A 25,878-nucleotide genomic window follows, 5' to 3' on the forward strand; every position below is an offset into this window, starting at 1 on the left:
GTGCAACGTCATGGCATCGAGCATCCTGCACGCGCCGGCGGCGCCTTCCGGCGGCGACGAGGCGGCCAACGAGCCGCTGGACGAAGCGCAGCGCCGCGTCGCGCTGCAGGCCTTCATCGCGGGCCACTACGAGCGGCTGCGGCACCGGCTGGTGCGCCATCTGGGCTGCCCGGCGCTGGCCAGCGAATGCCTGCACGACGCGTGGCTGCGCCTGGGCGAGATGGACGTGCGCGCGGCCGTGCAGAACCCGGAGGCGTATGTCTACCGCGTGGCCTGCAATGTCGCGATGGACCGCATGCGCAGCCACCGGCCCTGGCAGTACGCCGGCATCGCGGACGATGCGCTCGACCATGTCGCCGACGAGGCGCCGGGTCCGGAGCACATTGCGGCGGACCGCTCCGAGCTGGCCGCGGTGGACCGGGCCATGGCACGGCTGCCGCGCCGCCATCGCGCGGTGCTGGTCGCGCTGCGCATCGACGAACTGAGCCGCGACGAGGTCGCGCGCCGGCAGGCCATCTCGCTGCGCAGCGTGGACACCGCGCTGCGCCAGGCGCTGGACCACTGCGCGGCAGGCAGCGGCCGCGCGGTGCTGGCCGGCGTGAGCACGCCCCGGCGTGCGCTGCGGGCGCCGCGCTGACGGGAGCAGTTCAGCCGCGCTGCATCTGCGGGTTCTTGGCGAACAGCTCGGCCGCCCAGTCGACGAAGGCGCGCACCTTGGCGCTCAGGTGGCGGTTGGGCGGGTAGACCACGTAGATCGGCATCGGATCGCGGGTCCAGTCCGGCAGCACCTCGACCAGTTCGCCTCTGTCCAGATAGGATTGCGCGATGACGGTCGCCATCTGCGCCACGCCCAGGCCGGCCACCACGGCCGCGGTGTGGGCGATGTTCTCGTTCACCGCCAGGCTGTAGGGGGCGGCCGGCTCGAAGTTCTCGCCGTCCTTGTTGAACTCCATCGGGAACATGCGCCGCGTGTTGCCGAAGAAGTGGTTGACCACGCGGTGGCTGCGCTCCAGGTCGCGCGGATGCTGCGGTGCGCCATAGCGCTTTACATAGGCGGCCGAGGCCACCGTGATCAGCGGCAGTTGGCCGATGCGGCGCGCCACCAGCGACTGGTCGGTGATCTCGCCGATGCGGATCACGCAGTCGACGTTGTCGGTCAGCAGGTCCACCACCCGGTCGCTCACGCCCATGTCGATCTGGATCTCGGGGAAGCGCGCGTAGAAGGTGTCGAGCGCGGGAATCAGCAGCAGGGTGGCGGTCGACGAGCCCACGTCGATGCGCAGCCGGCCCGAGGGGTTGGCCTGCGCATTGGTCATGCTCGCGTCGAGATCGTCGAGGTCGGTCAGCAGCTGCGAGGCGCGCTCGTAGTAGGCGGCGCCGTCGGGCGTGACCGTGACGCGGCGCGTGGTGCGATTGAGCAGCTTGACGCGCACGCGCGCCTCCAGCGCCTGGATCTGCTTGGTGACCGTGCCCTTGGGCAGTGCCAGCGAATCGGCCGCGCGCGTGAAGCTCCCGGTTTCCACCACGCGCGAGAACACCCGCATGGCCTGGATCTGATCCATTGGACTTCCTCTTCTGTCTTACTTATGGGGGCGCAGCCCCCGCTGCGTGGGGGAATTCTCACACGCACACGAGCCCTCATTGTTGTTCCGATGGAAACGGTGAGGTGGCAAAGTGCCTGATTCAAGCTGGCCATTGGCCGGTACATTCAATCCCATCGTTCTTCCACCTCCGCCTACAGGTCCATCATGTCCACCCGTTCATCGCCAAGCGCCACCGAACTGCCGGCCACTGCTGCACTGCAGGCGGTCGAAAGCGATATCAGCATCGAGTTGCCGGGGCGCGAGCCGGTAGCGGCCCGCACCTATGGCGTGCGCAGCCAGCGCGGCGCGGCGGCCGAGGCCGATCGCCCGCTGGTGCTGCACCTGCACGGCGGCAATTTCGCTTGCGGCGACCTCGACGACGGCCGCAGCGTGGCGCGGATGCTGGTGGACGCGGGCGCGACCGTGGTGTCGATGGCCTATCCGCTGGCGCCGCTGCACCCGTTCCCGGATGCGATCGAGGTGGGTTACGAGGCCCTGGAATGGCTCTACAAGCAGCGCACCAAGCTGGCCGGCAAGGGCGCCCGCGTCTACCTGGCGGGCGAGGAGGCCGGCGGCAACCTGGCGGCGTCGCTGGCATTGATCGCCCGCGACCGGGCCCATCCGCCGCTCGCGGGCCAGGTGCTGCTGTCGCCGATGCTCGACCCCTGCGCCGGCACCGCGTCGCTGCGCGAGGCCACCGGCGACGCCACCGGCTGCAAGTACACCGAGGGCTGGCAGCAGTACCTGCGCTGTCCGCGCGATGCCGAGCATCCGTACGCCGTGCCGGGTTCGTCGCGCCGGTTGGCCGACCTGGCGCCCACGCTGGTGCTGGTGGGCAAGGACGATCCGATGCGCGACGAGGCCGTGGCCTATGCGAAGCGGCTCGAAGGCGCCGGCATTCCGGTGCGCTTCGAGGTGCTGAGCGGCGCAGAGGGCTGGCCCGATGCGCTGGCCGATCCCGCCACCGGTTGCGAATGTCCGTGTGCCGCCGCGGTGACGCAGCAGTTCCGCGACTTCTTCGAGGCAACGCGCGCACCCGTCACGCCGCAACCGCCGCACTAGGCGCTGGCCGGTGATTGCTGACGCAAGACACCGGCTCTGAACCCCACTGACCCGATTTCGGCAGCCGGCGACCCCGGCGGCCAACCCCTTTGTCGCCCGACGTACCGCGCCGGGTGGCGCTTCGCATCTCCAGAAACATCCCAAGAGGACGGAAATCATCATGACCAAGCCACTCGCCACCCCCTCCGCCAAGCCCCTTTCCGCCGTCACACGCCGCGATGTCTGGCCTGCCGTCACCGCGCTGACGGCGGCTGCCGCCATCGTCTCCGCCGCGTTCGGCCTGCGCCCGCTCGAAGCCGAGGCCAACACGCCCGCGGCTGCGCCGCAGGCCACGCCGGTGTCCGTCGCCGCCGTGGTGCAGACCGACATCACGGCCTGGGACGAGTTCTCGGGGCGGTTGGAAGCCGTCGAGCGGGTCGACGTGCGCTCCCGCGTCGCGGGCGCCGTGCAGTCGGTGCACTTCAAGGAAGGCACGCTGGTGAAGAAGGGCGACCTGCTGATCACCATCGACCCCGCGCCTTACGCGGCCGAGGTCGAGCGCGCCGAAGCGCAGGTCGCCTCGGCCCAGGCCCGCACGGCCTTCAGCCGCAGCGAGCAGGAACGCGCCAAGCGCCTGTGGGACGAGAAGGCCATCGCCCAGCGCGAACTCGACGAGCGCACCAACGCCGGCCGCGAAGCCGAAGCCAACCTGCGCGCCGCCCAGGCCGCGCTGCAGACGGCGCGGCTGAGCCTGGGCTACACGCAAGTGCGGGCACCGGTGGCGGGTCGCATCGGCCGGCTCGAAGTCACGGTGGGCAACCTGGTGGCCGCGGGTCCCGGCGCGCCGGTGCTGACCACGCTGGTCTCGGTGAGCCCGATCTACGCGAGCTTCGACGCCGACGAGCAGATCGTGGGCAAGGCGCTCAAGGACATCGCCGGCGGCTCCAACGGCCGCATGCCGATCGAGCAGATCCCGGTGCAGATGGGCACGGCCGCGAGCACCGGCACGCCCTTCGAAGGCAAGCTGCAGCTGATCGACAACCAGGTCGACGCCCGCAGCGGCACGGTGCGCGTGCGCGCCGCCTTCGACAACAAGGACGGTGCGCTGATCCCCGGCCAGTTCGCCCGCATCCGCATGGGCCAGGCCCACACCCACAGCGTGATGCTGGTGAGCGAACGCGCCATCGGTACCGACCAGAGCAAGAAGTTCGTGATGGTCGTGAATGCCGACAACAAGACCGAGTACCGCGAAGTCACCCTGGGCGCACCGGCCAACGGCCTGCGCGTGGTGACCACGGGCCTCAAGGTGGGCGAGCGCGTGGTCGTGAACGGTCTGCAGCACGTGCGCCCCGGCGCGCTGGTGGCGCCGGCCACGGTGCCGATGGACGCGGCCCAGGCCAAGGCCCAGGCCAGCGCCAAGGTCGCGGCGGGCTGAGCCCGGACCCGCGACGCTTCGTAGAAGAAAGAACATCATGAATCTCTCCAAATTCTTCATCGACAGGCCGATCTTTGCCGGCGTGCTGTCGGTGCTGATCCTGATTGCCGGTCTGATCGCCATGCGCGCGCTGCCGATCTCCGAGTACCCCGAAGTGGCACCGCCCTCGGTCGTGGTGCGGGCCCAGTACCCGGGCGCGAACCCGAAGGTGATCGCCGAGACGGTGGCGACGCCGCTCGAGGAACAGATCAACGGCGTCGAAGGCATGCTCTACATGGGCAGCCAGGCGACCACCGACGGCGTGATGACGCTGACCGTGACCTTCAAGCTGGGCACCGACCCCGACAAGGCGCAGCAGCTGGTGCAGAACCGCGTCTCGCAAGCCGAGCCGCGTCTGCCCGAGGAGGTGCGCCGTCTGGGCATCACCACCATCAAGAGCGCGCCCGACCTGACCATGGTCGTGCACATGGTCTCGCCCAACAACCGCTACGACATCAACTACCTGCGCAACTACGCGGTGCTCAACGTCAAGGACCGCCTCGCGCGCATCCAGGGCGTGGGCCAGGTGCAGATCTTCGGCGGCGGCGACTACGCGATGCGCGTCTGGCTCGACCCGCAGAAGGTGGCGCAGCGCGGCCTGTCGGCCAGCGACGTGGTGGCGGCGATCCGCGGCCAGAACATCCAGGCCGCGGCCGGCGTGGTCGGCGCTTCGCCGGGCCTCTCGGGCGTCGACATGCAGTTGTCGATCAACGCCCAGGGCCGGCTGCAGAGCGAGGAAGAGTTCGGCGACATCATCGTCAAGACCGGCACCGACGGCGCCTCCACGCAGGTCACCCGGCTGCGCGACATCGGCCGCCTCGAGATGGGCGCGGCCGACTACTCGCTGCGTTCACTGCTCAACAACGACCCGGCCGTCGGCATGGGCGTGTTCCAGTCGCCCGGCTCGAACGCGCTGGACATCTCGCGCGACGTGCGTGCCACCATGGACGACCTCGCCAAGAACATGCCCGAGGGCGTGGAATACCGCATCGCCTACGACCCGACGCAGTTCGTGCGCGCCTCGATCGAATCGGTGGTCCACACGCTGCTCGAAGCCATCGCGCTGGTGGTGCTGGTGGTGATCCTGTTCCTCCAGACCTGGCGCGCCTCGATCATCCCGCTGCTGGCGGTGCCGGTGTCGGTGGTCGGTACCTTCGCGGTGCTGCATCTGCTGGGCTTCTCGATCAACGCGCTGAGCCTGTTCGGGCTGGTGCTGGCGATCGGGATCGTGGTGGACGATGCGATCGTGGTGGTCGAGAACGTCGAGCGCAACATCGAGGCCGGCCTGAGTCCGCGTGACGCGACCTACCGCGCGATGCGCGAAGTGTCGGGGCCCATCATCGCCATCGCGCTGGTGCTGGTCGCGGTGTTCGTGCCGCTCGCCTTCATCAGCGGCCTGACCGGCCAGTTCTACAAGCAGTTCGCGGTGACCATCGCGATCTCGACCGTGATCTCGGCGATCAACTCGCTCACGCTGTCGCCCGCGCTCGCCGCCTTGCTGCTGCGCGGCCACGACCAGCCCAAGGACGCGCTCACGCGCTTCATGGACCGTTACCTCGGCTGGCTGTTCCGCGGCTTCAACAGGCTGTTCCATCGCGGCTCCGAGGCCTACAGCGGCGGCGTCAAGAACGTGATCGGGCGCAAGGCGCTGATGCTGGTGATCTACCTCGCGCTGATCGGCGTGACCTTCGGCCTGTTCAAGGCCGTGCCCAGCGGCTTCGTGCCGGCGCAGGACAAGCAGTACCTGATCGGTTTCGCGCAGCTGCCCGACGGCGCCACGCTCGACCGCACCGAGGACGTGATCCATCGCATGGGCGAGCTGGTCAAGAAGAACCCGAACGTGGAAGACGCGATCGCGTTCCCGGGCCTGTCGATCAACGGCTTCACCAACAGCTCGAACTCGGGCGTGGTGTTCGTCACGCTCAAGCCCTTCGCCGAACGCAAGAAGGCCGACCAGAGCGGCGGTGCGGTCGCGGGCCAGCTCAACGGTGCCTTCGCGAGCATCCAGGACGCTTTCATCGTGATGTTCCCGCCGCCACCGGTGGCGGGCCTGGGCACCACGGGCGGCTTCAAGATGCAGATCGAGGACCGTGCCTCGCTGGGCTACGACCAGATGGATTCGGCGGTCAAGGCCTTCATGGCCAAGGCCTACCAGACGCCCGAGCTGGCCGGCATGTTCACCAGCTGGCAGGTCAACGTGCCGCAGCTGTACGCCGACATCGACCGCACCAAGGCGCGCCAGCTCGGCGTGCCGGTGACCGACATCTTCGACACCATGCAGATCTATCTGGGCAGCCTGTACGCGAACGACTTCAACAAGTTCGGCCGCACGTACTCGGTGCGCGTCCAGGCCGATGCGCCGTACCGCGCACGCGCCGAAGACGTGGGCCTGCTCAAGGTGCGCTCGACCACCGGCGAGATGGTGCCGCTGTCGGCCCTGATGAAGGTCAACTCGACCTTCGGCCCGGAACGCGCCATGCGCTACAACGGCTACCTCGCGGCCGACATCAACGGCGGCCCGGCCCCCGGTTATTCGTCGGGCCAGGCGCAGGACGCGATCGCGCGCATCGCCGCCGAGACGCTGCCCAAGGGCATCAGCTTCGAGTGGACCGAGCTCACCTACCAGGAGATCCTGGCCGGCAACTCCGCCTTCCTGGTCTTCCCGCTGGCGATCCTGCTGGTGTTCCTGGTGCTGGCCGCGCAGTACGAGAGCCTGACCTTGCCGATCGCCATCATCCTGATCGTGCCCATGGGCATCCTGGCCGCGATGACCGGCGTATGGATATCGGGGGGTGACAACAACGTCTTCACGCAGATCGGGTTGATCGTGCTGGTGGGGCTGAGTGCGAAGAACGCGATCCTGATCGTGGAGTTCGCCCGCGAACTCGAATTTGCCGGGCGCACGCCGATCCAGGCCGCGATCGAGGCCAGCCGCCTGCGGCTGCGCCCGATCCTGATGACCTCGCTGGCCTTCGTGATGGGTGTGCTGCCGCTGGTGCTCTCCACCGGTGCCGGCGCCGAGATGCGCAGCGCGATGGGCGTGGCGGTGTTCGCCGGGATGATCGGGGTGACGGCCTTCGGCCTGTTCCTCACGCCGGTGTTCTACGTGGTGCTGCGCCGCCTGGCGGGCAACAAGCCGCTCAAGCAGCACGGCGAAGTGCCGCACGACGTCGAGGCCTTCGCCCCGGCAGGCGACCTTTCGGTGTCCCATGTCGGTGGCGGCGGTGCGCTGCATCCGCAGCCCTCGGCACCGCGCCATCCCCACGAGTGAGCACGGTCTCCTCACAGGAAACAGGAATCTTCATCATGACAAGCTCCATTTCTCTTGCAGCGGGGGCGCTGCGCGCCGCCTGGCTGCCGCTGGTCGCGGCCCTGGTGCTGGCCGGCTGCGCATCGAGCGCCGTGCAGGCGCCTTCCACGGTGCCGCCGCTGCAGTTCAAGGAACAGGCCGCCGCCACCCGCGCCGGCGCACCGGTCCAGGCCAATGGCGCCTGGTGGCGGGTGTTCAACGACCCGGTGCTCGACGAACTGGTCGACCGGGCCGCGACCCGCAACACCAGCATCCAGCAGGCCGCGGCCCGGCTGGCAGAAGCGCGTGCGCTGGCCCGCACGGTCGATGCGGACCGCTCGGTGCAGGTCGGCCTGAACGGCGGCGCGAGCCGTGGCCAGGGCCTGGACCGCAACCAGAGCAACCGCCCGTCCACGCTGCTCAACGCGGGCGCCAGCGTGTCCTACGAGCTCGACCTGTTCGGCAAGCTCTCCGGCGCGAGCAACGCGGCCGCGCTCGATGCGCAATCGCGCGAGGCGCTGCTGCAGAGCGCCAAGCTGCTGGTGCAGGCCGAGGTGGCGCAGAGCTACCTGGCATTGCGCGCCATCGACGACGAGCGCACGCTGGTGCGCGAGACCGTCGAGGCCTACCGCGGCACGCTGGACCTGACCGAGCGTCGCGAACGCGCCGGTGATCTGGCCGAGCTCGACGTGGCGCGCGTGCAGACCGAACTCGCATCCACCGAATCCGACGCGCTGGCGCTCGATCGGCAACGCGCGGTGGCGGAGCACGCGCTCGCGGTGCTGCTGGGCGAAGTCGCCTCCGACTTCAGCCTGCCGCCGACCGCGTGGACCAGCGCGCTGCCCAGCATTCCGGCCGGCCTGCCGTCGACCGTGCTCGAACGCCGGCCCGACGTGGCCGCGGCCCAGCGGACCGTGATGGCGGCGCAGGCCCGCGTGGGCGTGGCGCAGAACGCCTGGTTCCCGAACATCGCGCTGACCGGTGGGGGTGGCTACGCCTCGACCGACCTGGGCGACCTGTTCAAGTGGTCGGCCCGCTCATGGGGCATCGGCGCGCTGTTGTCGCTGCCGATCCTCGATGGCGGCCGGCGCGAGGCCGGCGTGCAGAGCGCCTCGGCCCAGCTCGACGGTGCGCTCGCGAGCTATCGCACCGAGGTGCTGACGGCCTTCCGCGAAGTGGAAGACCAGCTGGCCTCCCTGCGCCTGCTCGACGCGCAGTCGACGGTGCAGGGCAGGGCGGTGACCTCGGCCCAGCGCGCGACTTCGCTGTCGGATTCGCGCTATCGCAACGGGCTGGTGAGCCAGCTCGACCTGCTGGACGCGCGCCGCAGCGAACTGCGCAACCGCCGGCAGGCGCTGCAGGTCAAGTCGGCGCAGTACCAGGCGACCGTGGGCCTGATCCGCGCACTGGGTGGCGGCTGGGGCGGCGATCAGGCCGTCGCGTCTTCGGTGTCGGCCACCCGCTTGAGCTCGGCGACGCCCAGCGCCAAGGCGCTGGAATAACTGCGCTGCGGCGCCGGCGCGATCCGCCAGAGGCGGTAGTGCAACGCGTCGGAGTTGTGGCGTTCGAACGCCTCGAGCAGCACCCAGTGGAACTGCCCCGGTGCGCGCTCCTGGATGGTGAGCGCCATGTCGCGGAGGATCGGCATCGATGAGCGGGGTCGGGATCGGGGAATGTTCGAAGGTAGCGGGCAGTGCGCATGTGCCGCGTCTCATACTGCGCCGGATCGATGTGACCCGCATGCCCTGTCCGCTGTAGGCGGCGGCGCCTTCATGGCGTCCTCCGCGACAATGCGGGCATGAATCAACGGGACACAGGCACAAACGCCCGATGCGTGATGGTGCTCGGCACCACCAGCGGCGCCGGCAAGAGCTGGGTGACCACCGCGCTGTGCCGCTGGTATGCGCGCCAGGGGCTCAAGGTGGCGCCCTTCAAGGCGCAGAACATGAGCAACAACGCCCGGGTGGTGGAGGGGGGCGAGATCGGTAGCGCACAGTACTTCCAGGCCCTCGCCGCGCATGCGATGCCCGAGGTCCGCATGAACCCCTTGCTGCTCAAGCCCGAGCGCGACACGCACAGCCAGGTGGTGCTGCTGGGGCAGGTGAGCACCGAACTCACGGGCCTGTCGTGGCGCGGACGCAGCGAGCGGGTCTGGCCGCAGATCGCGCAATCGCTCGACGCACTGCGGGCCGAGAACGACGTGGTGGTGATCGAAGGCGCGGGCTCGCCGGCCGAGATCAACCTGATGAGCAGCGACATCGTGAATCTGCGCGTGGCGCGCCACGCAGAGGCGCGCTGCCTGCTCGTGACCGACATCGACCGCGGCGGCGCTTTCGCCCACCTCTACGGCACCTGGGCCCTGATGCCCGAGGCCGATCGCGCCTTGCTCGCGGGTTTCGTGCTCAACCGCTTTCGCGGTGATGCCGCCTTGCTCGCCCCGGCCCCCGAGATGCTGCAGCAACTCACCGGCGTGCCCACCGTGGCCGTGCTGCCGATGTGGTGGCAGCACGGGCTGCCCGAGGAAGACGGTGTATTTGATGATCGAAGCACCGCCACCGGCGAGGTGCGCTGCACGGTCGCGGTGATCGCTTATCCGCGCATCAGCAACCTCGACGAGTTCCAGCCGCTCAAGAACGCGCCGGGCGTGCGCCTGCGCTGGGCCCGCAGCCCCGCCGACGTGGCCGATGCCGACTGGATCGTGTTGCCGGGCTCCAAGCACACCAGCGGCGACCTGGCCTGGCTGCGCGCGCAGGGCCTGGACCGCGCGGTGGCTGCGCATGCGGCGCGCGGCGGCCGCGTGCTCGGCGTCTGCGGGGGCCTGCAGATGCTGGGCGAGGCGCTGATCGACCCGCACGGCATCGACGGCAACGCGCCCGGCCTGGGGCTGCTGCCGCTGGTCACGGTGTTCGCACCCGACAAGACCGTGCGCCAGCGCGAAGCCCGCTTCGGCGCGCTGACCGGCGCCTGGTCGGCGCTCTCGGGTGTGGCCGTGCGCGGCTACGAAATCCACCACGGCCAGACCGACGCGCATCCTGCGATGGCCGCGGCCGGCGACCACGCGCGCGTCGCCATGCCCGACGGCCTGGCCTGGCAGAACGAGGCCGGCAATGTGCTGGGCCTCTACCTGCACGGCCTGTTCGAGGACCCTGCCGCGCTGCAGGCGCTGTTCGGCGCCACCGTGCCCACGCTCGACGCCGTGTTCGACGGCCTCGCCGATTTCATCGACGCGCATTTCGCGCCCGGTGTGCTTTCCTCTCTGATCGCGTGATTCCATGACCTCCCTTCCGGCCATCCCCGTCATTTCCGATCTGCACGACGCGTCGCTGACGGCGCGGCTGCAGCACCTGATCGACAACAAGACCAAGCCGCTGGGCGCACTGGGCAAGCTCGAAGCGCTGGCGCTGCGCATCGGTGCCATCCTGGGCAGCGAGGCGCCGGTGCTGGCGCAGCCGCAGATGCTGGTGTGCGCGGCCGACCACGGCCTCGCGGCGCGCGGCGTGTCGGCCTATCCCAGCGATGTGACCTGGCAGATGGTCGAGAACTTCCTGGCCGGCGGCGCGGCGGTGAGCGTGCTCGCGCGCCAGCACGGCCTGGCGCTGACCGTGGTCGACTGCGGCGTGCGCCGCGACTTCACTCCCCGCGACGGGCTGCTGCTGCGCAAGATCGCGCCGGGCACGGCCGACGCGTCGGCGGGCCCGGCCATGAGCGCCGCGCAATGCACCGAGGCCATCGCCAACGGCCGGGCCGTCGTGCGTGAACTGCCCGGCAACGCGCTGCTGCTGGGCGAGATGGGCATCGGCAACAGTTCGACCGCGGCGATGCTGCTGGCGCGCCTGGTCGGCCACGACATCGAGGCCTGCACCGGCGCCGGCACCGGGCTCGACGCCGCGGGCCGCGCGCGCAAGGCGCAGGTGCTGCGCGAGGTGCTGGCCCTGCATGCCGGTGCCACCGCGCCGCTCGACGCGCTGGCCGCGTTCGGCGGCTTCGAGCTCGCGACGCTGGTCGGCGCGGTGCTGCAGGCCGCCGAGGAGCGCCGCGTGATCGTGCTCGACGGCTTCATCGCGAGCGCCGCGGTGCTGGTGGCGCAGGCGCTGCGGCCGCACGTGGTGCAGCGCTGCGTGGCGGCGCACGTGTCGGCCGAGCCTGGCCATGCGCTGCTGCTCGCGCACCTGGGGCTCGAACCGCTGCTGCACATGGGGCTGCGCCTGGGTGAAGGTTCGGGGGCGGCGCTGGCCTGGCCGCTGCTGGAATCGGCGTGCCTGATCCTGCGCGAGATGGCGAGCTTCGAATCCGCCCATGTGTCGCGACAGGATGCCGAGTGAACGGCCTGCGCCACTTCCTGCTGGCCCTGCAGTTCTTCACCCGCATCCCGGTCACGGGCCGGCTCGCGCAGTGGGTGGGCTACAGCCCTGCGATGCTGCGCGCCAGCGCCGCGCACTTTCCGGCGGTCGGCTGGGTGGTGGGGCTGATCGGCGCCTTGGCGCTGGCGGGCGCGCTCGCGCTGTGGCCGCCGATCGTGGCCGCGGTGCTGTGCACCGTCGTCACGGTGCTCGTGACCGGTGCCTTCCATGAAGACGGCCTGGCCGACGTGGTCGACGGCCTGGGCGGCTCGGCCTCGCGCGAACGCGCATTGGAGATCATGAAGGACTCGCGCATCGGTGCCTTCGGCGCGATCGCGCTGGTGCTCGCGCTGGGCCTGAAGTTCGCGCTGCTCGCCACGCTGGCGGGGCAGGGCGCGCTCACGGCCTGTGCCGTGGTGCTGGCCGCGCACGTGCTGTCGCGGCTCGCGCCGCTGGCCGTGATGCGCGCGGCGCCCTACGTGGGCGGCGACGGCGGCAAGGCCAAGCCGCTGGCCGATGCGGTGAGCGGCGCGTCGGTGGGCATCGCGCTGCTGTGGTCGCTGCCGGCCGCGGCCCTGCTGGTGGTCGTGGGCGGTCTCAACGGCGCGGCGGCCCTGGTCGCGGCGGCACTGGTCGCGCTGTTCATGGTCCGGCTGTTGCGGCGCCGCCTGGGCGGCTTCACCGGCGACGGCCTGGGCGCGACCCAGCAATTGAGCGAACTCGCGATCTACCTCGCGCTGGCGGCACGGCTGTGAAGCTCTGGCTGCTGCGCCATGCACCGGTCGTGGCCGAGCCCGGCCTTTGCTACGGCGCGACCGATCTCGCGGTCCATGCCGAGCCGACACTGGCGGCTGCGCAGGCCATCGCCGCGCAACTGCCCGACGGCATCGCGCTGCACTGTTCGCCCTTGCAGCGCTGTCGCGCACTCGCCGCGGCGGTCGAAGTCTTGCGGCCCGCACAGGGCCGCTTCGAAACCGACCCGCGCCTCGCCGAGATGGACTTCGGCCAGTGGGAGACGCGGCCCTGGAGCGCGATCGCGCGCAGCGACATCGATGCCTGGATGCACGATTTCGCCGATGCGCGCGCGGGCGGCACCGGCGAGAGCACGCGCCAGTTCATGCAGCGGGTGGGCGCGGCCTGGGACGACTGGCGGGCGTCGAAGCGCGATGCGCTGTGGGTCACGCATGCCGGCGTGATCCGCGCGGTCTGGCTGCTTCAGCAGGGCATCCGTGTGGCCGAACGGGCCTCCGACTGGCCGACGCAGGCGGTCGTGCTGGGCAGCTGGCAATGCATCGAGGTCGTCGATGCACCACCGGCCGCCGCCGATGCGGGCCCACAAGGCCGAGGGCCATTGACCCTTCGATAGACTCCGCCGCCATGCGCCGTGCCGTGCTCCTGTTCGTGATGTGTGTCCTCTCGCTCCAGTCCTTCTGGGTAGCGGCGGGCACGGTCTGCGCGCACGAACGCGGCGACGGTGTGCGGCATTTCGGTCATCACGAACACCGCCACACCACGGCGGACAAGGCCGACCCGGCGGCCGCGGAGGCCGACGCCGCACAGGCCGGCTACCACCCCGACTGCGCGACCTGCCACGGCACGCCCGCGGCCTTGAGCATCGGCAGCTGGCGCTCCGCTACGCTCGCGGGCGAGCCGGTCCGTATCGGCGAACAGCCTTACGTGCCGGACCGCGTGCCGGACCACCCCCTGCGACCGCCCACTTTCAACCTCGCCTGAGTTTCCGGCGAGGCGGATGGATTTCCATCGCGTGCTGCTGAGGCAGCGCGCATCTCCTCGTCGGTTGGTTTCGAATCGCGGGCGTTCGCTCGCAGCCAACGAGGTTGATCATGAATTCCACGCCCTGGACCGTCCGGGGTGCGAGGCGCCGCTGGCCGGCCCTTGCCCTTTCCTTTGCCTTTTCCCTCCCGGCGCTGGCCGCAACGGCCGAACCGCCGTCGCTCAGCCTGCGCCAGGCCGTCGATGCCGCCCTGGCCCGCCTGCCCGAGACTGCCGCCGCACCCGAGCGTCGGCAGGCCGCCCAGGCGCAGCTGCGTGCAGCCGGCCACTGGACGCCCGAGCCGGCATCGCTCGAGCTTTCGTTCAAGTCCGACCGCGCCCAATCGAACCGCGGTGAACGCGAACTCGTCGTCGGCATCGCCGCGCCGCTGTGGCTGCCGGGCGAGCGCGATCGGACGCGTGCACTGGCCGAGTCCGAGCAGCGCGCGGTCGACAGCCGTCTCGATGCCGCGCAATGGCGCGCGGTCGCCGCGGTGCGTGAGGCCTGGTGGGCCGTGCAGGCGGCCGACCAGACGCTGCGCGTGGTGCAGGCCCGCGCGACCCAGGCCGGCCAGTTGGCCGACGATGTGGCGAAACGCGTGCGTGCGGGCGACCTCGCACGTGCCGACCGGCACCAGGCCGACGGCCTGCGCGCCGCCGCCGAAGCCGAGATGGCGCAGGCGCATGCGGCGCGCACGCGCGCAGCGCATGCCTTGCGGGCCCTGACCGGCACGCCCGTGCCTGCGCTCTCGTCGGCAGCGGAGCCCTTGCCGCAGCGCGACACCGAAGCGGCGCTGGCCGCGCACCCCGTGCTGCGTGAACTCGCGGCCAAGGCCGACGTGGCGCGACGCACGCGCGAGCTGGCGGGCGTGCAGACGCGCGCCAACCCCGAGCTCACGCTCGCGACCGCGCGCGAACGCGGCGGCACCGGCGAGGCCTATGGCCAGTCGCTCACCGTGGGCCTGCGCATTCCCTTCGGTTCGTCCGACCGGAAGGCGGCGCGGCTCGGGGCTGCTGCGGCCGAGCAGACCGAGACCGAGATCCAGCTCGCGCTGGAACGCGAACGCGTGGTGGACGAGATCGCGTCGGCGCAGCAGCAGGTGACGTCGGCGCGGCTCGCACGCGATGCGGCCGAGCGGCGCGCCGTGCTGTCGCGCGAGACGCTGGGCTTCTACGAGAAGTCGTTCCGGCTGGGCGAGACCGATCTGCCCAACCGGCTGCGCGTCGCGCTCGAAGTCTTCGAGGCCGAGCAGCAAAGCGCCGCCGCCCAGGTGGCGCTGGCGCAGGCCGTCTCGCAGTGGCGCCAGGCCCTGGGCCTGCTGCCCGAATGACGCGCCTCTCCTTCCTTTTCCTTCCGATGCATCTGCGGGACATCTTCATGAATCGCCTTTTCCTCCGCCGAAGCCTGCGCCTCGCGCTGGTCTTCCTGTTCTCCTTCCCCGTCCTGAGCCTGGCCCACGAAGGCCACGACCACGAGGAGGCCCCCGCACCCGCGACCGCTACCGTACCCGACGCGGACGCCACGCCCGGACGCTTCGCCGCCACCTCGGCAGGCTTCGAGCTGGTCGGCGTGCTCAGCGGCAAGCTGCTCACGCTGTACCTCGACCACGCGGTCGACAACCGGCCGGTCGAAGGCGCCACGCTGGAGGTCGCGGTCGATGGCCGCACGCTGCCGGCCACCGCGCATGGCGCGGGCGAATTCGAGGTCGCGCTCGATGCCGAGCCGGAACACGGACCTTTGCCCGTGCGCGTGAAGGTCGTGACGTCTGCTGCGTCGGCACACCTCGAAGGCACGCTGGAAGCTGAGGCGCACACGCACGCCGAGGAGGCGCACGGCGGGCGCAACACGAAGACGCTGCTGCTGTGGGGCGCCGGTGGCGCCGTCGTGTTGGCACTGCTCGTCTTCGGCACGCGCCGTGCGCTGCGTTCGGGAGCTGCCGCATGAACGCGCGTCATTCCATCCTCTGCGCCAGCTTGCTGGCCCTTTCGCTGCTCGCCGCCGCACCGGCCCGGGCCGATGCCGGCCATGACCATGGCGAGGCCCCGGCCGCCGCCAACCCGAACGGACCGCAGCGCCGCGCCGACGGCAGCGTCTTCCTGCCCAAGCCCTCGCAGCGGCAGATCGGCCTGCGCACGCTCGCGCTGGTCGAAGGCGAACTGCCGCGCACCGTCGAACTCAACGGCACCGTGGCCATGGACCCCAACGCGGGCGGCCGCGTGCAGGCGCTGCGCGCGGGCCGGATCGAAGCCGGGCCGCGCGGGCTGCCCGCACCCGGCCAGGCGGTGAAGAAGGGCGAGGTGCTGGCCATCGTCGTGCCGTCGAGCGATCCGCTCGACCGCTCGAACCAGCTGTCGCAGGTGGCCGAATTGCGCGCCAGCCGTGCGCTGGCCCACAAGCGCCTCGCGCGATTGCGCGAGCTGGCCGACACGGTGCCGCGCAAGGACATCGAGGCGGTCGAGAGCGAGGTCGCATCGCTCGACGCGCGCATCGCCGCGCTCGGTGCCGGCCTCGACACGCGCGATGCACTGGTCGCGCCGGTCACCGGCGTGGTGGCCTCGGTGAACGCGGTGCTCGGCCAGGTGGTCGATGCACGCGAACTGGTGTTCGAGGTCGTCGATCCGATGCGGCTGCGCGTCGAGGCACTGGCCTTCGACGGTGCGCTGCCGGCGCGGATCGAAGGCGCGTTCGTGGCGCTGGGCAAGGAGCGGCTGCCGCTGCGCTTCGTCGGTGCCTCGCGCGCGCTGCGCGACCAGGCGCTGCCGCTGAGCTTCGCGGCCCAGGGCGCGGCCTTCGGGGCACTGGCCATCGGCCAGCCGGTCAAGGTCGTGGTGCAGACGCGCGAGCGCGTGCACGGCACGGCCGTGCCGGCCGCCTCGCTGATGAAGAACGCGGCCAACGAGACCATCGTCTGGGTCAAGACCGCGCCCGAGCGCTTCGTGCCGCGCGTGGTGGTGCACGAGGCGCTCGACGGCGCGAACGTGGCCGTGAGCTCGGGCCTGCACGCGGGCGAGCGTGTGGTCACGCAGGGTGCGACCCTGCTCAACCAGATCCGCTGAGAGGCCACCGATGTTCAAGTGGCTACTCGAGAACAGCCTGCGCAACAGGCTGCTGGTTCTGATCGTCAGCGTGGTGCTGATGGGCTATGGCGCGTTCACGCTGTCGCGCACGCCGGTGGACGTGTTCCCCGACCTCAACAAGCCGACCGTGACCTTGATGACCGAGGCCGGCGGCATGGCGGCGGAGGAGGTGGAGCAGCTGATCACCTTCCCGCTGGAAACGACCATGAACGGCCTGCCGGGGGTGGAGTCGGTGCGCTCGGTCTCGTCGGCCGGGCTGTCCTTCCTCTACGTGACCTTCGACTGGGGCACCGACATCTTCCGCGCGCGGCAGCTCGTGTCGGAGCGCCTGTCGTCGATGGAGGAGGGGCTGCCCACCGGCGTGGTGCCGCGCATGGGACCGATCAGCTCGATCATGGGCGAGATCATGCAGATCGCGATCCCTGTCGACACGGCGAAGATTTCGCCCATGGCGGTGCGTGAGTACGCGGACTGGGTCTTGCGCCCAAGGCTGCTGGCCGTGCAGGGCGTGGCGCAGGTGATCCCGATCGGCGGCGAGGTGCGGCAGTTCCAGGTGCAGCCCGACACGGTGCGCATGCGCGAACTCGGCATCACGCACGCGCAGCTGGAAGAGGCGCTGCGCGGCTATTCGGCCAACACCTCGGGCGGTTTCCTCGAACTCAACGGCCGCGAGTACCTGATCCGCCACCTGGGCCGCAGCTCGCGCCTGGACGACCTGCGCAGCCTCGCGCTCACCGCGCGCGACGGCCGCCCCGTGCTGCTGCGCCAGGTGGCCGAGGTGAGCTTCGCCGCGGCCATCAAGCGCGGCGATGCAGGCTTCGAGGGCAAGCCGGCCGTGATCCTGGGCATCCAGAAGCAGCCGACCGCCGACACCATCGGCCTCACGCGGGCCATCGAGGAAGCCTTGACCGGCCTCAAGACCTCGCTGCCTGCGGGCATGGAAGCGCCGCAGGTCACCTTCCGCCAGGCCACCTTCATCGAGGCCTCGATCTCGACGCTGCAGGGCAAGCTGATCGGCGCCTCGTTCTTCGTCGCGGCGATCCTGTTCTTCTTCCTCGGCAGCCTGCGCCCGACGGTGATCGCGCTGACGGCGATCCCGGTGTCGATCCTGGTCACCGCGCTGGTCTTCCGCTACTTCGGGCTGTCGATCAACACCATGACCCTGGGCGGCCTGGCCATTGCCATCGGCGGGCTGGTCGACGATGCGGTGGTCGACGTCGAGAACATCCTGCGGCGCCTGAAGGAAGACCGGCGCAAGCCCGAAGCCGAGCGCATAGGCCTGCTGGCCCTGGTCGCCAAGGCCTCGATGGAGGTGCGCTCGGGCATCCTCTACGCCACGGTGATCATCGTGCTGGTGTTCGTGCCGCTGTTCGCGCTGCCGGGGCTGGAGGGCAAGCTCTTCATCCCGCTGGGCATCGCCTTCATCGTCTCGACGCTGGCTTCGCTGCTTGTCTCGGTCACGGTCACGCCGGTGCTGAGCTCCTGGCTGCTGCCGCGCATGAAGACCTTGGACCACGGCGACACGCGCGTGCTGGCCTGGCTCAAGGCGCGCTACCGCGGCGGGCTCGATCGGGCGCTGGCCCGGCCCAAGGCGCTGCTGTGGGGCGCGGCGCTGGCCGTGCTGACGGCGGGCGCGGCCGTGCCCTTCTTCCCGACCACCTTCCTGCCGCCGTTCAACGAAGGCACCTTCCTGATCGGGCTGCGCTTGAACCCGGGCGTGACGCTGGCCGAGAGTGCCGCGCTCGCACGGCAGGCCGAAGTGCTGGTGGGCCAGGTGCCCGAGGTGACGCACGTCGGCCGCCGCAGCGGGCGCGCCGAACTCGACGAACACGCCGAGGGCGTGCACGTGAGCGAGCTCGACGTGGGCCTGCTGCCCACCGCCAAGCTGGAGCGGCCGATGGCCGAGATCGCGGCCGACATCCGCGCGCGGCTCGCGAACCTGCCGGCCGCGGTGTCGATCGGCCAGCCGATCTCGCACCGCATCGACCACATGCTCTCGGGCGTGCGTTCGCAGATCGCGATCAAGGTCTTCGGCGAGGACCTCGACGTGCTGCGCGGCCAGGCCGACGCGCTGCGCACGCGGCTCGCGGCCATTCCGGGCATGGCCGACCTCGAGATCGAGAAGCAGGTGCTGGCGCCGCAGATCAAGGTGCGGGTCGACTACGCGGCGGCCGCGCAGTACGGCGTGCCGGTGCCGCAGGTGCTGACCGCGCTGCAGAGCCTGGTCGAGGGCGAGAAGGTGGCGCAGATCGTCGAGGGCGGACGCCGCTTCGCGCTGGTGGTGCGCCTGCCCGAGGACGCGCGCTCGATCGAGGGCCTGGGCCGCATCCTGATCGAGACGCCCAGCGGGCGGATCCCGCTGTCGAAGATCGCCGCCATCGAGGACGGCGACGGCCCCAACCAGATCAGCCGCGACGATGGGCGCAGGCGCATCGTGCTGTCGGCCAATGCGCAGGGCCGCGCGCTGTCGGACGTGGTGGCGGACATCCGCGCCGCGGTCGCGCAGACGCGCCTGCCCGAGGGCTACTTCATCACGCTGGGCGGCCAGTTCCAGGCGCAGGAAGAGGCGTCGCGGCGCGTCGGGCTGCTGTCGATCGTGTCGCTGGCGCTGATGTTCGTGGTGCTCTACGGCCGCTACCGCTCGGCCGTGCTGGCGGCGCTGATCATGGTCAACATCCCGCTGGCCCTGGTGGGCGCGGTGGTGGGACTGTTGCTGTCGGGCCAGCCGCTGTCGGTGGCGGCGCTCGTGGGCTTCATCACGCTGGCCGGCATCTCGGTGCGCAACGGCATCCTCAAGGTGAGCCACTACGTGAACCTGATGCGCTTCGAGGGCGAGGTCTTCGGGCCCGCGATGATCGTGCGCGGTTCGCTCGAGCGGCTGGCACCGGTGCTGATGACCGCGCTGGTCACGGCCTTCGCGCTCGCGCCGCTGCTGTTCGAGGCCGAGCGCCCGGGCACCGAGGTGCTGCACCCGGTGGCGGTGGTGATCTTCTCGGGGCTGGTCGGCGCGACGCTGCTCGACACCTTCCTCACGCCCGCGATGTTCTGGCTGTTCGGCCGCAAGCCGGCGCAGCGGCTGGCGGCGGACACACAGGCCGAAGCCTTGTGAGCCAGGAAGACCTCAGGCGCTCGTGGGGTGCGGGGTCTTCGGTTTGAAGTCGCAGTAGCGCGCGACCGCGCAGTCCCAGCAGCGCGGCTTTCGCGCGATGCACACGTAACGCCCGTGCAGGATCATCCAGTGGTGCGCGTGCAGCCGGTACTCCGGCGGCACGCGCTTTTCCAGCTTGAGCTCGACCTCGAGCGGCGTCTTGCCCGGCGCCAGGCCGGTGCGGTTGCCGAGCCGGAAGATGTGGGTGTCGACCGCGATGGTGGGTTCGCCGAAGGCCACGTTGAGCACCACGTTGGCCGTCTTGCGCCCGACGCCCGGCAGCGCCTCGAGTTCGGCGCGCGTGCGCGGCACCTCGCCGCCGTGGAGCGCAACCAGCATGCGGCAGGTCTCGATCAGGTGCCTGGCCTTGCTGCGGTACAGGCCGATGGTCTTGATGTAGCCCTCGAGCCCCTCGACACCCAGGTCGAGGATGGCCTGCGGCGTGTTGGCCACCGGATAGAGCCGGCGCGTGGCCTTGTTCACGCCCACGTCGGTGGCCTGCGCCGACAGCAGCACGGCCGCCAGCAACTCGAAGGGCGTGTCGTATTCCAGCTCGGTCTCGGGCTCGGGGTTGACCGCCTGCAGCGTGGCGAAGAAGGGGGCGATGTTCTCTTTTTTCATGGCGTCTTCAGGCCGTCACGTCGCTGTCGTGCAGGCGTTGTGCCGTGGTCTTCATGCCGTCGAAGATGGCCTGCGCGAGCGCGGCGGGAAAGTCGCCCGGCAGTTCCGACTCGACCGTGCGCAGCACGCCCGGCAACTGCGCGAGGAGTTCGTCGCACAGTGCGCGCGCATCGCCCAGGCCGGCCAGCTTGGCCACGCCGTCCCAGTGCCGCGCCTGGATGTCGGCCAGGCCCCAGTGCGCGCTCTTGGCGCGCAGCGCCATCGCGAGCTTGGCCTTCTGCCGCGCGAGCTGGTTCGCGCCGTTGCCGATGATCGGCCAGGCCGACAGCACGTCGTAGAAGGGCGCGAGCCGGTAGCCGTCGCCGCGCTCGAGGAAGATCGAGAAGTTCTTCGCATGGCCGTCGGTCGCGGCCAGCAACCAGAACACCATCTGCGCCTTGACGAACGCGGTCTTGTCCTCGACCGCATGGGCGCTGGCGTCGAGCACGCGCAGGATGTCGCGCATGCCGGGGCCGCCGTCGGCCTCGTACTTCTGCGCACCGGGCACGCCCAGCGCCTGGCAGAAGTCTTCCTGCGGCAGCCGCGCGATCCATTCGGTGTCGGTGCCCGCGTTCTGCAGCGCGCGGTCGAAGCGCTGCACCAGCAGCGCCTTGCGCTGGCCGAAAGTGGCGATGTCGCAGTGCGCAGTCGGCAGGCCGAAGGCCGACATGATCCGCGCGCAGAGCCATTCGTTCTCGACCGAGTCGTGCATGTCGGCCTGCAGGTTGCCGACCAGGCCGAGCGGCAGCTTGAGGATGTGGGTGGTCGGCGTGGCGCCCAGCGGGCGGTACCAGCCGTCGCCGCGGCGCAGCAGCGCGGTCTTTTCCTGTGCGCCCGCGATCGAGATGCGGAAGGCCTCGTCGTCGCGCTGGCCCAGCACGCGGCCCGCGGCCAGCGAGGCGTTGATCGCCTGCTCGACGCCCGCGTCGTCGAGCGGCTCGGCCTCGATGCGGTCGAAGCCCGTGGGCTCCACGCCCGGCGGCAGCAGTTGCACCGCGCCCACGCATTCGCGGCCGATGGCGGTCAGCAGGTCGAAGGCCTCGGTGCTGGCCGTGGCGAACTTGCCCTGCAGCCGGCGGCGGATGCTGTCGTTGTCGGGCAGCAGGTTGTCGAAGTAGTGTTGCACCACGGGCCCGCGCACCGGCAGGTTGCCCGGCGTGATCGGCAGCGACAGCGAGAGCCGGCGCGCCGCGGGCGAGGCCAGCCAGGCCTCGGCGTACTGGAAGCGGTGCTCGCCTTCGCGCACCGACCATTCGCCGACGGTCTGGCCGTTGGTCCACACGACCAGCGGGTGCGGGTGGCGTGCGCCACGGCCGCGTTTCTTGGGGCTCACCATGTGTTGTCTCCTGGCGCCTGGCGCGCCGCAGTGGGGGCGGACTCGGCCGCGGGAAGTTCTTCGAGCACCAGCCGGTAGCCCATGAGCGCCACCAGGCGCGAGATCTGGTCGAAGCTGGTGACGCCGGGCGCGGCCTCGATGCGCGCGATGCGCTTCTGGTTCACGCCCAGCTGTTCGCCCAGCTCGGCCTGCGTGAGCTGCCGCGACTGGCGCAGCGCGCGCAGCACGGCGCTGAGCTGTTGGCTGGTCTCGAGGGGGTAGGGCATGGTTACTACCTTGAAGTGGTAATCAGAGATTACTACCTAAAAATAGTAAAGTCAATTCACTATCTTTGGGTAGTAACCAGACTTCACGCGTAGGCCCGGTTCGCTCGACAATAGCGCCCAGAAAGTGAGTCCCTTCCATGCAATTCGCCTCCCGCCTCGACAACGTCGAAACCTCCGCCATCCGTGAACTCTTCAAGCTGCTCGGCACGCCCGGCATCATCAGCTTCGCGGGCGGTTTCCCCGACAGCGCGATGTTCGACGTCGAGGGCCTCAAGGAGGCCAGCGCCAAGGCGCTGAGCGAGGAGCCGGGCGCTGCGCTGCAGTACGGCGCCACCGAAGGCTATGAGCCGCTGCGCACGCAACTGAGCGCCTTCATGCAGGGCAAGGGCGTCGACGTCGCGCCCAGCGGCCTGATCGTCACCACCGGCAGCCAGCAGGCGCTCGACCTGCTGGGCAAGACGCTGATCTCGCCCGGCGACAAGGTGATCGTCGAAGGCCCGACCTTCCTCGCGACCATCCAGTGCTTCCGCCTCTACGGTGCGCAGGTGATCAGCGCCCCGATCGACGCCCACGGCGTGAAGACCGACGAACTCGAGAAGCTCATCGCCGAGCACAAGCCCAAGTTCGTCTACCTGATCCCGACCTTCGGCAACCCCAGCGGCGCGACGCTGCCGCTGGAGCGTCGCAAGAAGGTGCTGGAACTGGCGGTCAAGTACCAGACGCTGGTGGTGGAAGACGACCCGTACGGCGACCTTTACTTCGGCGAAGCGCCGCCACCCTCGATCATGGCGTTGAGCAAGGACGTGCCGGGAAGCCGCGAGCTGGTCGCCTACTGCGGCAGCCTGAGCAAGGTGCTGAGCCCGGGCCTGCGCATCGGCTGGATGATCGCGCCGGCCGAGCTGCTGGCCAAGGCCACGATGTGCAAGCAGTTCAGCGATGCCCACACCAGCACCTTCGCGCAGGCCACGGCCGCGCAGTATTTGAAGAGCGGCCGCATGCCCGGCACGCTGGCCAACGTGCGCAAGGTCTACGGCGAGCGCGCGCGGACCATGGGTGCGGCGCTGAAACGCGAGCTGGGCGATGCGATCGAATTCACGCAGCCCGGCGGCGGCCTGTTCTTCTGGGCCCGCCTCACCGGCGCCAACGGCAAGCTGGCCGATGCCAATGTGCTGGCCAAGAAGGCGATCGAGCAGCTCGTGGCCTTCGTGCCCGGTGCGCCTTTCTTCGCCGAGAAGCCGGACCTCGCGACGCTGCGCCTGAGCTTCGCCACCGCCGACATCGCGAAGATCGAAGAAGGCGTGAAGCGCCTCGGCCAGGCACTCTGAAGCAATGCCGGGCGGTGGCGCGCGGAACGCACGCCACCGCCCGTACGCCGCTCAGAACTGGTACTTCGCGCTCGCCACCAGCGTGCGCTCGTTGCCGCTGTAGTAGTTGTTGTAGGCGCGCGAAGCGGTGTATTTGCGGTTCGCCAGGTTGGTTGCGGTCAGCGCGAAGCGCCAGGGGCCGGTCTTGTAGTGCACCGTGGCGTCCAGCAGCGCAACGCCGCCTTCTGCCGAGGTGTTGGTCACGTCGTTCCAGCGCTTGCCGACATAGCGCACGCCGCCGCCGAACCCGAAGCCGTTGTTCATGGTGTAGTCGAGCCACAGGGAAGCGGATTGCCTGGGCACCTGGATCGGCATCTTGCCGAGCTCGCTCGTGTTGGCGCTTTCCAGCACCTTCATGTCGAGCACGGTGTAGGAGGCGGTGAAGTTCAGGTCGCGAGCCAGTTCGGCCTTGGCTTCCAGTTCGAGGCCACGTGAGCGGATGCGGCCGATCTGACGGGCCTCGAAGGTGTTCTGGTCGTAGGTGACCACGTTCGATTTGCGCAAGTCGAAGATGGCCGCGGTGAACGACGTTCGCGAACCCTCGGGCTGATACTTGATGCCGGCTTCGACCTGCTTGCCACGCGTCGGCTGCAGGGGGTCGCCATGGGCGTCGACGCCGCTGGTCGGCATGAAGGACGTGGCATAGCTGACATACGGCGCCCAACCGTTGCCGATCAGATAGCTCAGGCCCGCGCGGCCGCTGAACTTGCTGTCGGTCTGACCTTTGCGGGCGCTGTTGATATGGTCGGCGGTCTCGGACTCCACACGATCCTGCCGGCCGCTGAACGTGAGCACCCAGCGATCGTCGATCTTGATCTGATCCTGCGCGTAGATGCCGAGCTGCTGGGTGATCTGGGTGTAGTTGCTCTCGGGGGTGAGGGGCTCCTGCACCGGCAGGAGGTTGATGGGGTTGCGCAGGTCGAGGCCGGGTGCCGGTCCCGAGAACTCCCTGGACGTGTAGCGGATGCGGGTCGCGTCGAAGCCGAACAGCAGCGTGTGCTCGGCGATCCCGGTACGAACGCGCCCCTGCAGCTGCGCGTCCGAAGTCCACTGGCCGAACCACTCCGGAAAAGAGCGTGCGCTGCGCGTGAGCGTGTAGTTGTCCGACAGCAGGGCATGGCGCAGGATGTGCTTGTCGATGCGGGCGCTGGCGTAACGCAGGTTGTGGCGCACCGTCCAGTTGTCGTTCACGTGGTGTTCGAACAGGTAGCCCAGCGATTCCTGACGGTTCCGGATACGGCTGAACTTGGGGTCGCCGCGGACGATGCCGGTGTTGCGGCCTGCGTTGTCCATGACATAGAAGACGTCGTCGCTGGCCTTGTTGTCGAGAAACTCGCCGAGCAGCGTGAACGACGTGTCGGCCGAGGGCTGCCAGCGCAGCGAGGGGGCCAGGTAGGTGCGCTTGTTTGCGAACGGCGTGCCATCTCCGTAGTGCATCTGCGAATGGGTGTCCAGACCGACGCCCACCAGACGGTAGCTCACGGTGTCGCTGGCGACGCCGCCCAGGTCGAAGGCCAGTTGCTTGCGCTGAAAGTTGCCGTACTTCACCTCGACTTCGCGAACGGGCGTGTTGCTCGGCATCTTGCTCACGCGGTTGATGATGCCGCCGGCATCCCCCTGGCCGAAGACCACCGAGGACGGTCCGCGCAGCACTTCGACGCGCTCGACGCCGTAGGGCTCGGTCACGGAATAGGCGGGCAGGACGAGGCCGTCGCGGTAACCGGCAATGCCCGCTGTCGCGTCGAAGCCGCGCATCAGGATCCATTCGATGCCTCGGGGGTCGAAGCCCCAGTTGCTGACCGTGACGCCGGGCGTGTAGCGCACGGCTTCCATGATGTCCTGGACGCCGCGTGCATCCATTTCTTCGCGCCCGATGACCGAGACCGACTGCGGCACTTCGAGCAGCGGCGTGTCGGTCTTGGTGGCGGTCTGGCTGCGGCGGGCGACATAGCCGGGCACCGGGCCGATGGCATTTTCACTTTCTGCCGAGGCGCTGACTGTCACGGTCGGCAGCGTGGTGTCGGAGACTTGCGCAGCCCGTTCGATGACCAGCGTGTTGCCCGTCACCCGCCCGACCAATCCGCTGCCCCGCAGCAGTTGCGAGGTGGCCGCGCCGACGCTCAGGTCGGCCTGTATCGCCCGGCTGCGCAGGCCGTTCAGCAAGGCGGGCGGCGCCAGCAACTGCAGGCCGGCCTGGCGGGCCAGCTGGTTCAGCGCCTGGTCCAGCGGCTGGGCGGGGATGGCGAAGCCGATGACCGCGCCCGAGGCGGCCGATGCCGCTTGCGAAGACCGTGGCGTTGCCGTGTCCTGCGCCATCGCGCTCTGGCCGGCTTGGGCGATGCAGGCCAGGACGGCGGCGGCGATCAGGTGGCGCGAGGCGCCGCGTGGAAGGGTGGTGCGAGAAGGCATGCGATGACGTCGGTTCATTTCTGGGCCATGAGAATCCCGGGACGTCCGCTGGGCGGATTTTTCCGGGCTCTGCAGGCTGATACGACCGAGCGGCGCGAATCCCTCATGCGACCCGCA

The 25,878-nt window shown here is 70.0% G+C and carries 21 protein-coding genes; 15 read left to right on the forward strand and 6 right to left on the reverse strand.

The annotated features are described in order from the left end of the window. The first annotated feature begins 10 nt into the window (after positions 1-10). The gene (locus ACSFBC_RS00425) at positions 11-637 is read left to right on the forward strand and encodes an RNA polymerase sigma factor (protein ID WP_435508346.1); all 627 of its coding nucleotides are present in this window, start codon (positions 11-13) and stop codon (positions 635-637) included. A gap of 10 nt (positions 638-647) precedes the next feature. Here ACSFBC_RS00425 and ACSFBC_RS00430 read toward each other — a convergent pair whose 3' ends face one another. After that, positions 648-1,562 (reverse strand): LysR family transcriptional regulator, encoded by a 915-nt coding sequence (locus ACSFBC_RS00430; protein WP_435508347.1) that lies wholly within the window; start codon positions 1,560-1,562, stop codon positions 648-650. Positions 1,563-1,748: 186 nt separating this feature from the next. Between ACSFBC_RS00430 and ACSFBC_RS00435 the strand changes: the two genes are divergently transcribed. The 4 genes from ACSFBC_RS00435 to ACSFBC_RS00450 all read left to right on the forward strand — a co-directional run bounded on the left by ACSFBC_RS00435 (position 1,749) and on the right by ACSFBC_RS00450 (position 8,889). Next, positions 1,749-2,645 carry an alpha/beta hydrolase gene (locus ACSFBC_RS00435; RefSeq protein ID WP_435508348.1) on the forward strand — a complete coding sequence of 299 codons (897 nt, stop codon included), beginning with the start codon at positions 1,749-1,751 and terminating at the stop codon, positions 2,643-2,645. A gap of 160 nt (positions 2,646-2,805) precedes the next feature. Continuing rightward, positions 2,806-4,059, forward strand: a complete 1,254-nt coding sequence (locus ACSFBC_RS00440; RefSeq protein ID WP_435508349.1) for an efflux RND transporter periplasmic adaptor subunit — start codon at positions 2,806-2,808, stop codon at positions 4,057-4,059. Positions 4,060-4,096: 37 nt separating this feature from the next. Next, entirely contained in the window at positions 4,097-7,369 is a 3,273-nt protein-coding gene (locus tag ACSFBC_RS00445) for an efflux RND transporter permease subunit (RefSeq protein ID WP_435508350.1), read from the forward strand. 35 nt (positions 7,370-7,404) lie between these two features. Beyond that, a complete protein-coding gene (locus ACSFBC_RS00450) occupies positions 7,405-8,889 on the forward strand; it encodes an efflux transporter outer membrane subunit (RefSeq protein ID WP_435508351.1) in 1,485 nt (494 codons plus the stop codon). On the opposite strand, the gene ACSFBC_RS00455 is transcribed toward ACSFBC_RS00450, so the two are convergent. Beyond that, positions 8,817-9,035: a hypothetical protein gene (locus tag ACSFBC_RS00455; RefSeq protein WP_435508352.1), complete on the reverse strand. Its 219-nt coding sequence runs from the start codon at positions 9,033-9,035 to the stop codon at positions 8,817-8,819. The genes ACSFBC_RS00450 and ACSFBC_RS00455 overlap by 73 nt on opposite strands. 150 nt (positions 9,036-9,185) lie before the next feature. Here ACSFBC_RS00455 and ACSFBC_RS00460 point away from each other — a divergent pair, with 150 nt between their 5' ends. From ACSFBC_RS00460 to ACSFBC_RS00500, 9 genes are all read left to right on the forward strand, one after another. Then, complete coding sequence (locus ACSFBC_RS00460) at positions 9,186-10,655, forward strand: cobyric acid synthase (RefSeq protein ID WP_435508353.1); 1,470 nt, start codon at positions 9,186-9,188, stop codon at positions 10,653-10,655. A 4-nt stretch (positions 10,656-10,659) separates the two neighbouring features. After that, the gene (gene cobT / locus ACSFBC_RS00465) at positions 10,660-11,709 is read left to right on the forward strand and encodes a nicotinate-nucleotide--dimethylbenzimidazole phosphoribosyltransferase (protein WP_435508354.1); all 1,050 of its coding nucleotides are present in this window, start codon (positions 10,660-10,662) and stop codon (positions 11,707-11,709) included. After that, complete coding sequence (gene cobS / locus ACSFBC_RS00470; protein ID WP_435508355.1) at positions 11,706-12,482, forward strand: adenosylcobinamide-GDP ribazoletransferase; 777 nt, start codon at positions 11,706-11,708, stop codon at positions 12,480-12,482. Before cobT ends, cobS begins: the two co-directional genes overlap by 4 nt. Then, a complete protein-coding gene (locus ACSFBC_RS00475) occupies positions 12,479-13,093 on the forward strand; it encodes a histidine phosphatase family protein (RefSeq protein WP_435508356.1) in 615 nt (204 codons plus the stop codon). The genes cobS and ACSFBC_RS00475 overlap by 4 nt, the downstream gene beginning before the upstream one ends. Positions 13,094-13,104: 11 nt before the next feature. Beyond that, positions 13,105-13,461, forward strand: a complete 357-nt coding sequence (locus ACSFBC_RS00480) for a hypothetical protein (RefSeq protein WP_435508357.1) — start codon at positions 13,105-13,107, stop codon at positions 13,459-13,461. Positions 13,462-13,571: 110 nt separating this feature from the next. Then, the gene (locus tag ACSFBC_RS00485; RefSeq protein ID WP_435508358.1) at positions 13,572-14,831 is read left to right on the forward strand and encodes a TolC family protein; all 1,260 of its coding nucleotides are present in this window, start codon (positions 13,572-13,574) and stop codon (positions 14,829-14,831) included. A 47-nt stretch (positions 14,832-14,878) separates the two neighbouring features. Further along, the gene (locus ACSFBC_RS00490) at positions 14,879-15,445 is read left to right on the forward strand and encodes a hypothetical protein (protein ID WP_435508359.1); all 567 of its coding nucleotides are present in this window, start codon (positions 14,879-14,881) and stop codon (positions 15,443-15,445) included. Next, positions 15,442-16,557 (forward strand): efflux RND transporter periplasmic adaptor subunit, encoded by a 1,116-nt coding sequence (locus ACSFBC_RS00495; RefSeq protein ID WP_435508360.1) that lies wholly within the window; start codon positions 15,442-15,444, stop codon positions 16,555-16,557. Before ACSFBC_RS00490 ends, ACSFBC_RS00495 begins: the two co-directional genes overlap by 4 nt. 10 nt (positions 16,558-16,567) lie before the next feature. Next, positions 16,568-19,687: an efflux RND transporter permease subunit gene (locus ACSFBC_RS00500; RefSeq protein WP_435508361.1), complete on the forward strand. Its 3,120-nt coding sequence runs from the start codon at positions 16,568-16,570 to the stop codon at positions 19,685-19,687. A gap of 12 nt (positions 19,688-19,699) precedes the next feature. On the opposite strand, the gene nth is transcribed toward ACSFBC_RS00500, so the two are convergent. From nth to ACSFBC_RS00515, 3 genes are read right to left on the reverse strand one after another with little or no spacing between them, the layout of a single operon-like run. Then, a complete protein-coding gene (gene nth, locus ACSFBC_RS00505; RefSeq protein WP_435508362.1) occupies positions 19,700-20,347 on the reverse strand; it encodes an endonuclease III in 648 nt (215 codons plus the stop codon). 7 nt (positions 20,348-20,354) lie between these two features. Next, entirely contained in the window at positions 20,355-21,722 is a 1,368-nt protein-coding gene (locus ACSFBC_RS00510; protein WP_435508363.1) for a type II toxin-antitoxin system HipA family toxin, read from the reverse strand. Then, complete coding sequence (locus ACSFBC_RS00515; protein ID WP_435508364.1) at positions 21,716-21,988, reverse strand: helix-turn-helix domain-containing protein; 273 nt, start codon at positions 21,986-21,988, stop codon at positions 21,716-21,718. Before ACSFBC_RS00515 ends, ACSFBC_RS00510 begins: the two co-directional genes overlap by 7 nt. Positions 21,989-22,125: 137 nt before the next feature. On the opposite strand from ACSFBC_RS00515, the gene ACSFBC_RS00520 reads away from it, so the two are divergent. Next, entirely contained in the window at positions 22,126-23,313 is a 1,188-nt protein-coding gene (locus ACSFBC_RS00520; RefSeq protein WP_435508365.1) for an aminotransferase-like domain-containing protein, read from the forward strand. Positions 23,314-23,364: 51 nt separating this feature from the next. Here the strand turns inward: ACSFBC_RS00520 and ACSFBC_RS00525 are convergent, their stop codons facing one another. Beyond that, positions 23,365-25,761 (reverse strand): TonB-dependent siderophore receptor, encoded by a 2,397-nt coding sequence (locus ACSFBC_RS00525; protein ID WP_435508366.1) that lies wholly within the window; start codon positions 25,759-25,761, stop codon positions 23,365-23,367. Positions 25,762-25,878: the final 117 nt, after the last annotated feature.

The sequence above is a fragment of the Variovorax frigidus genome (assembly GCF_051216515.1).
Lineage (GTDB): Bacteria > Pseudomonadota > Gammaproteobacteria > Burkholderiales > Burkholderiaceae_C > Variovorax.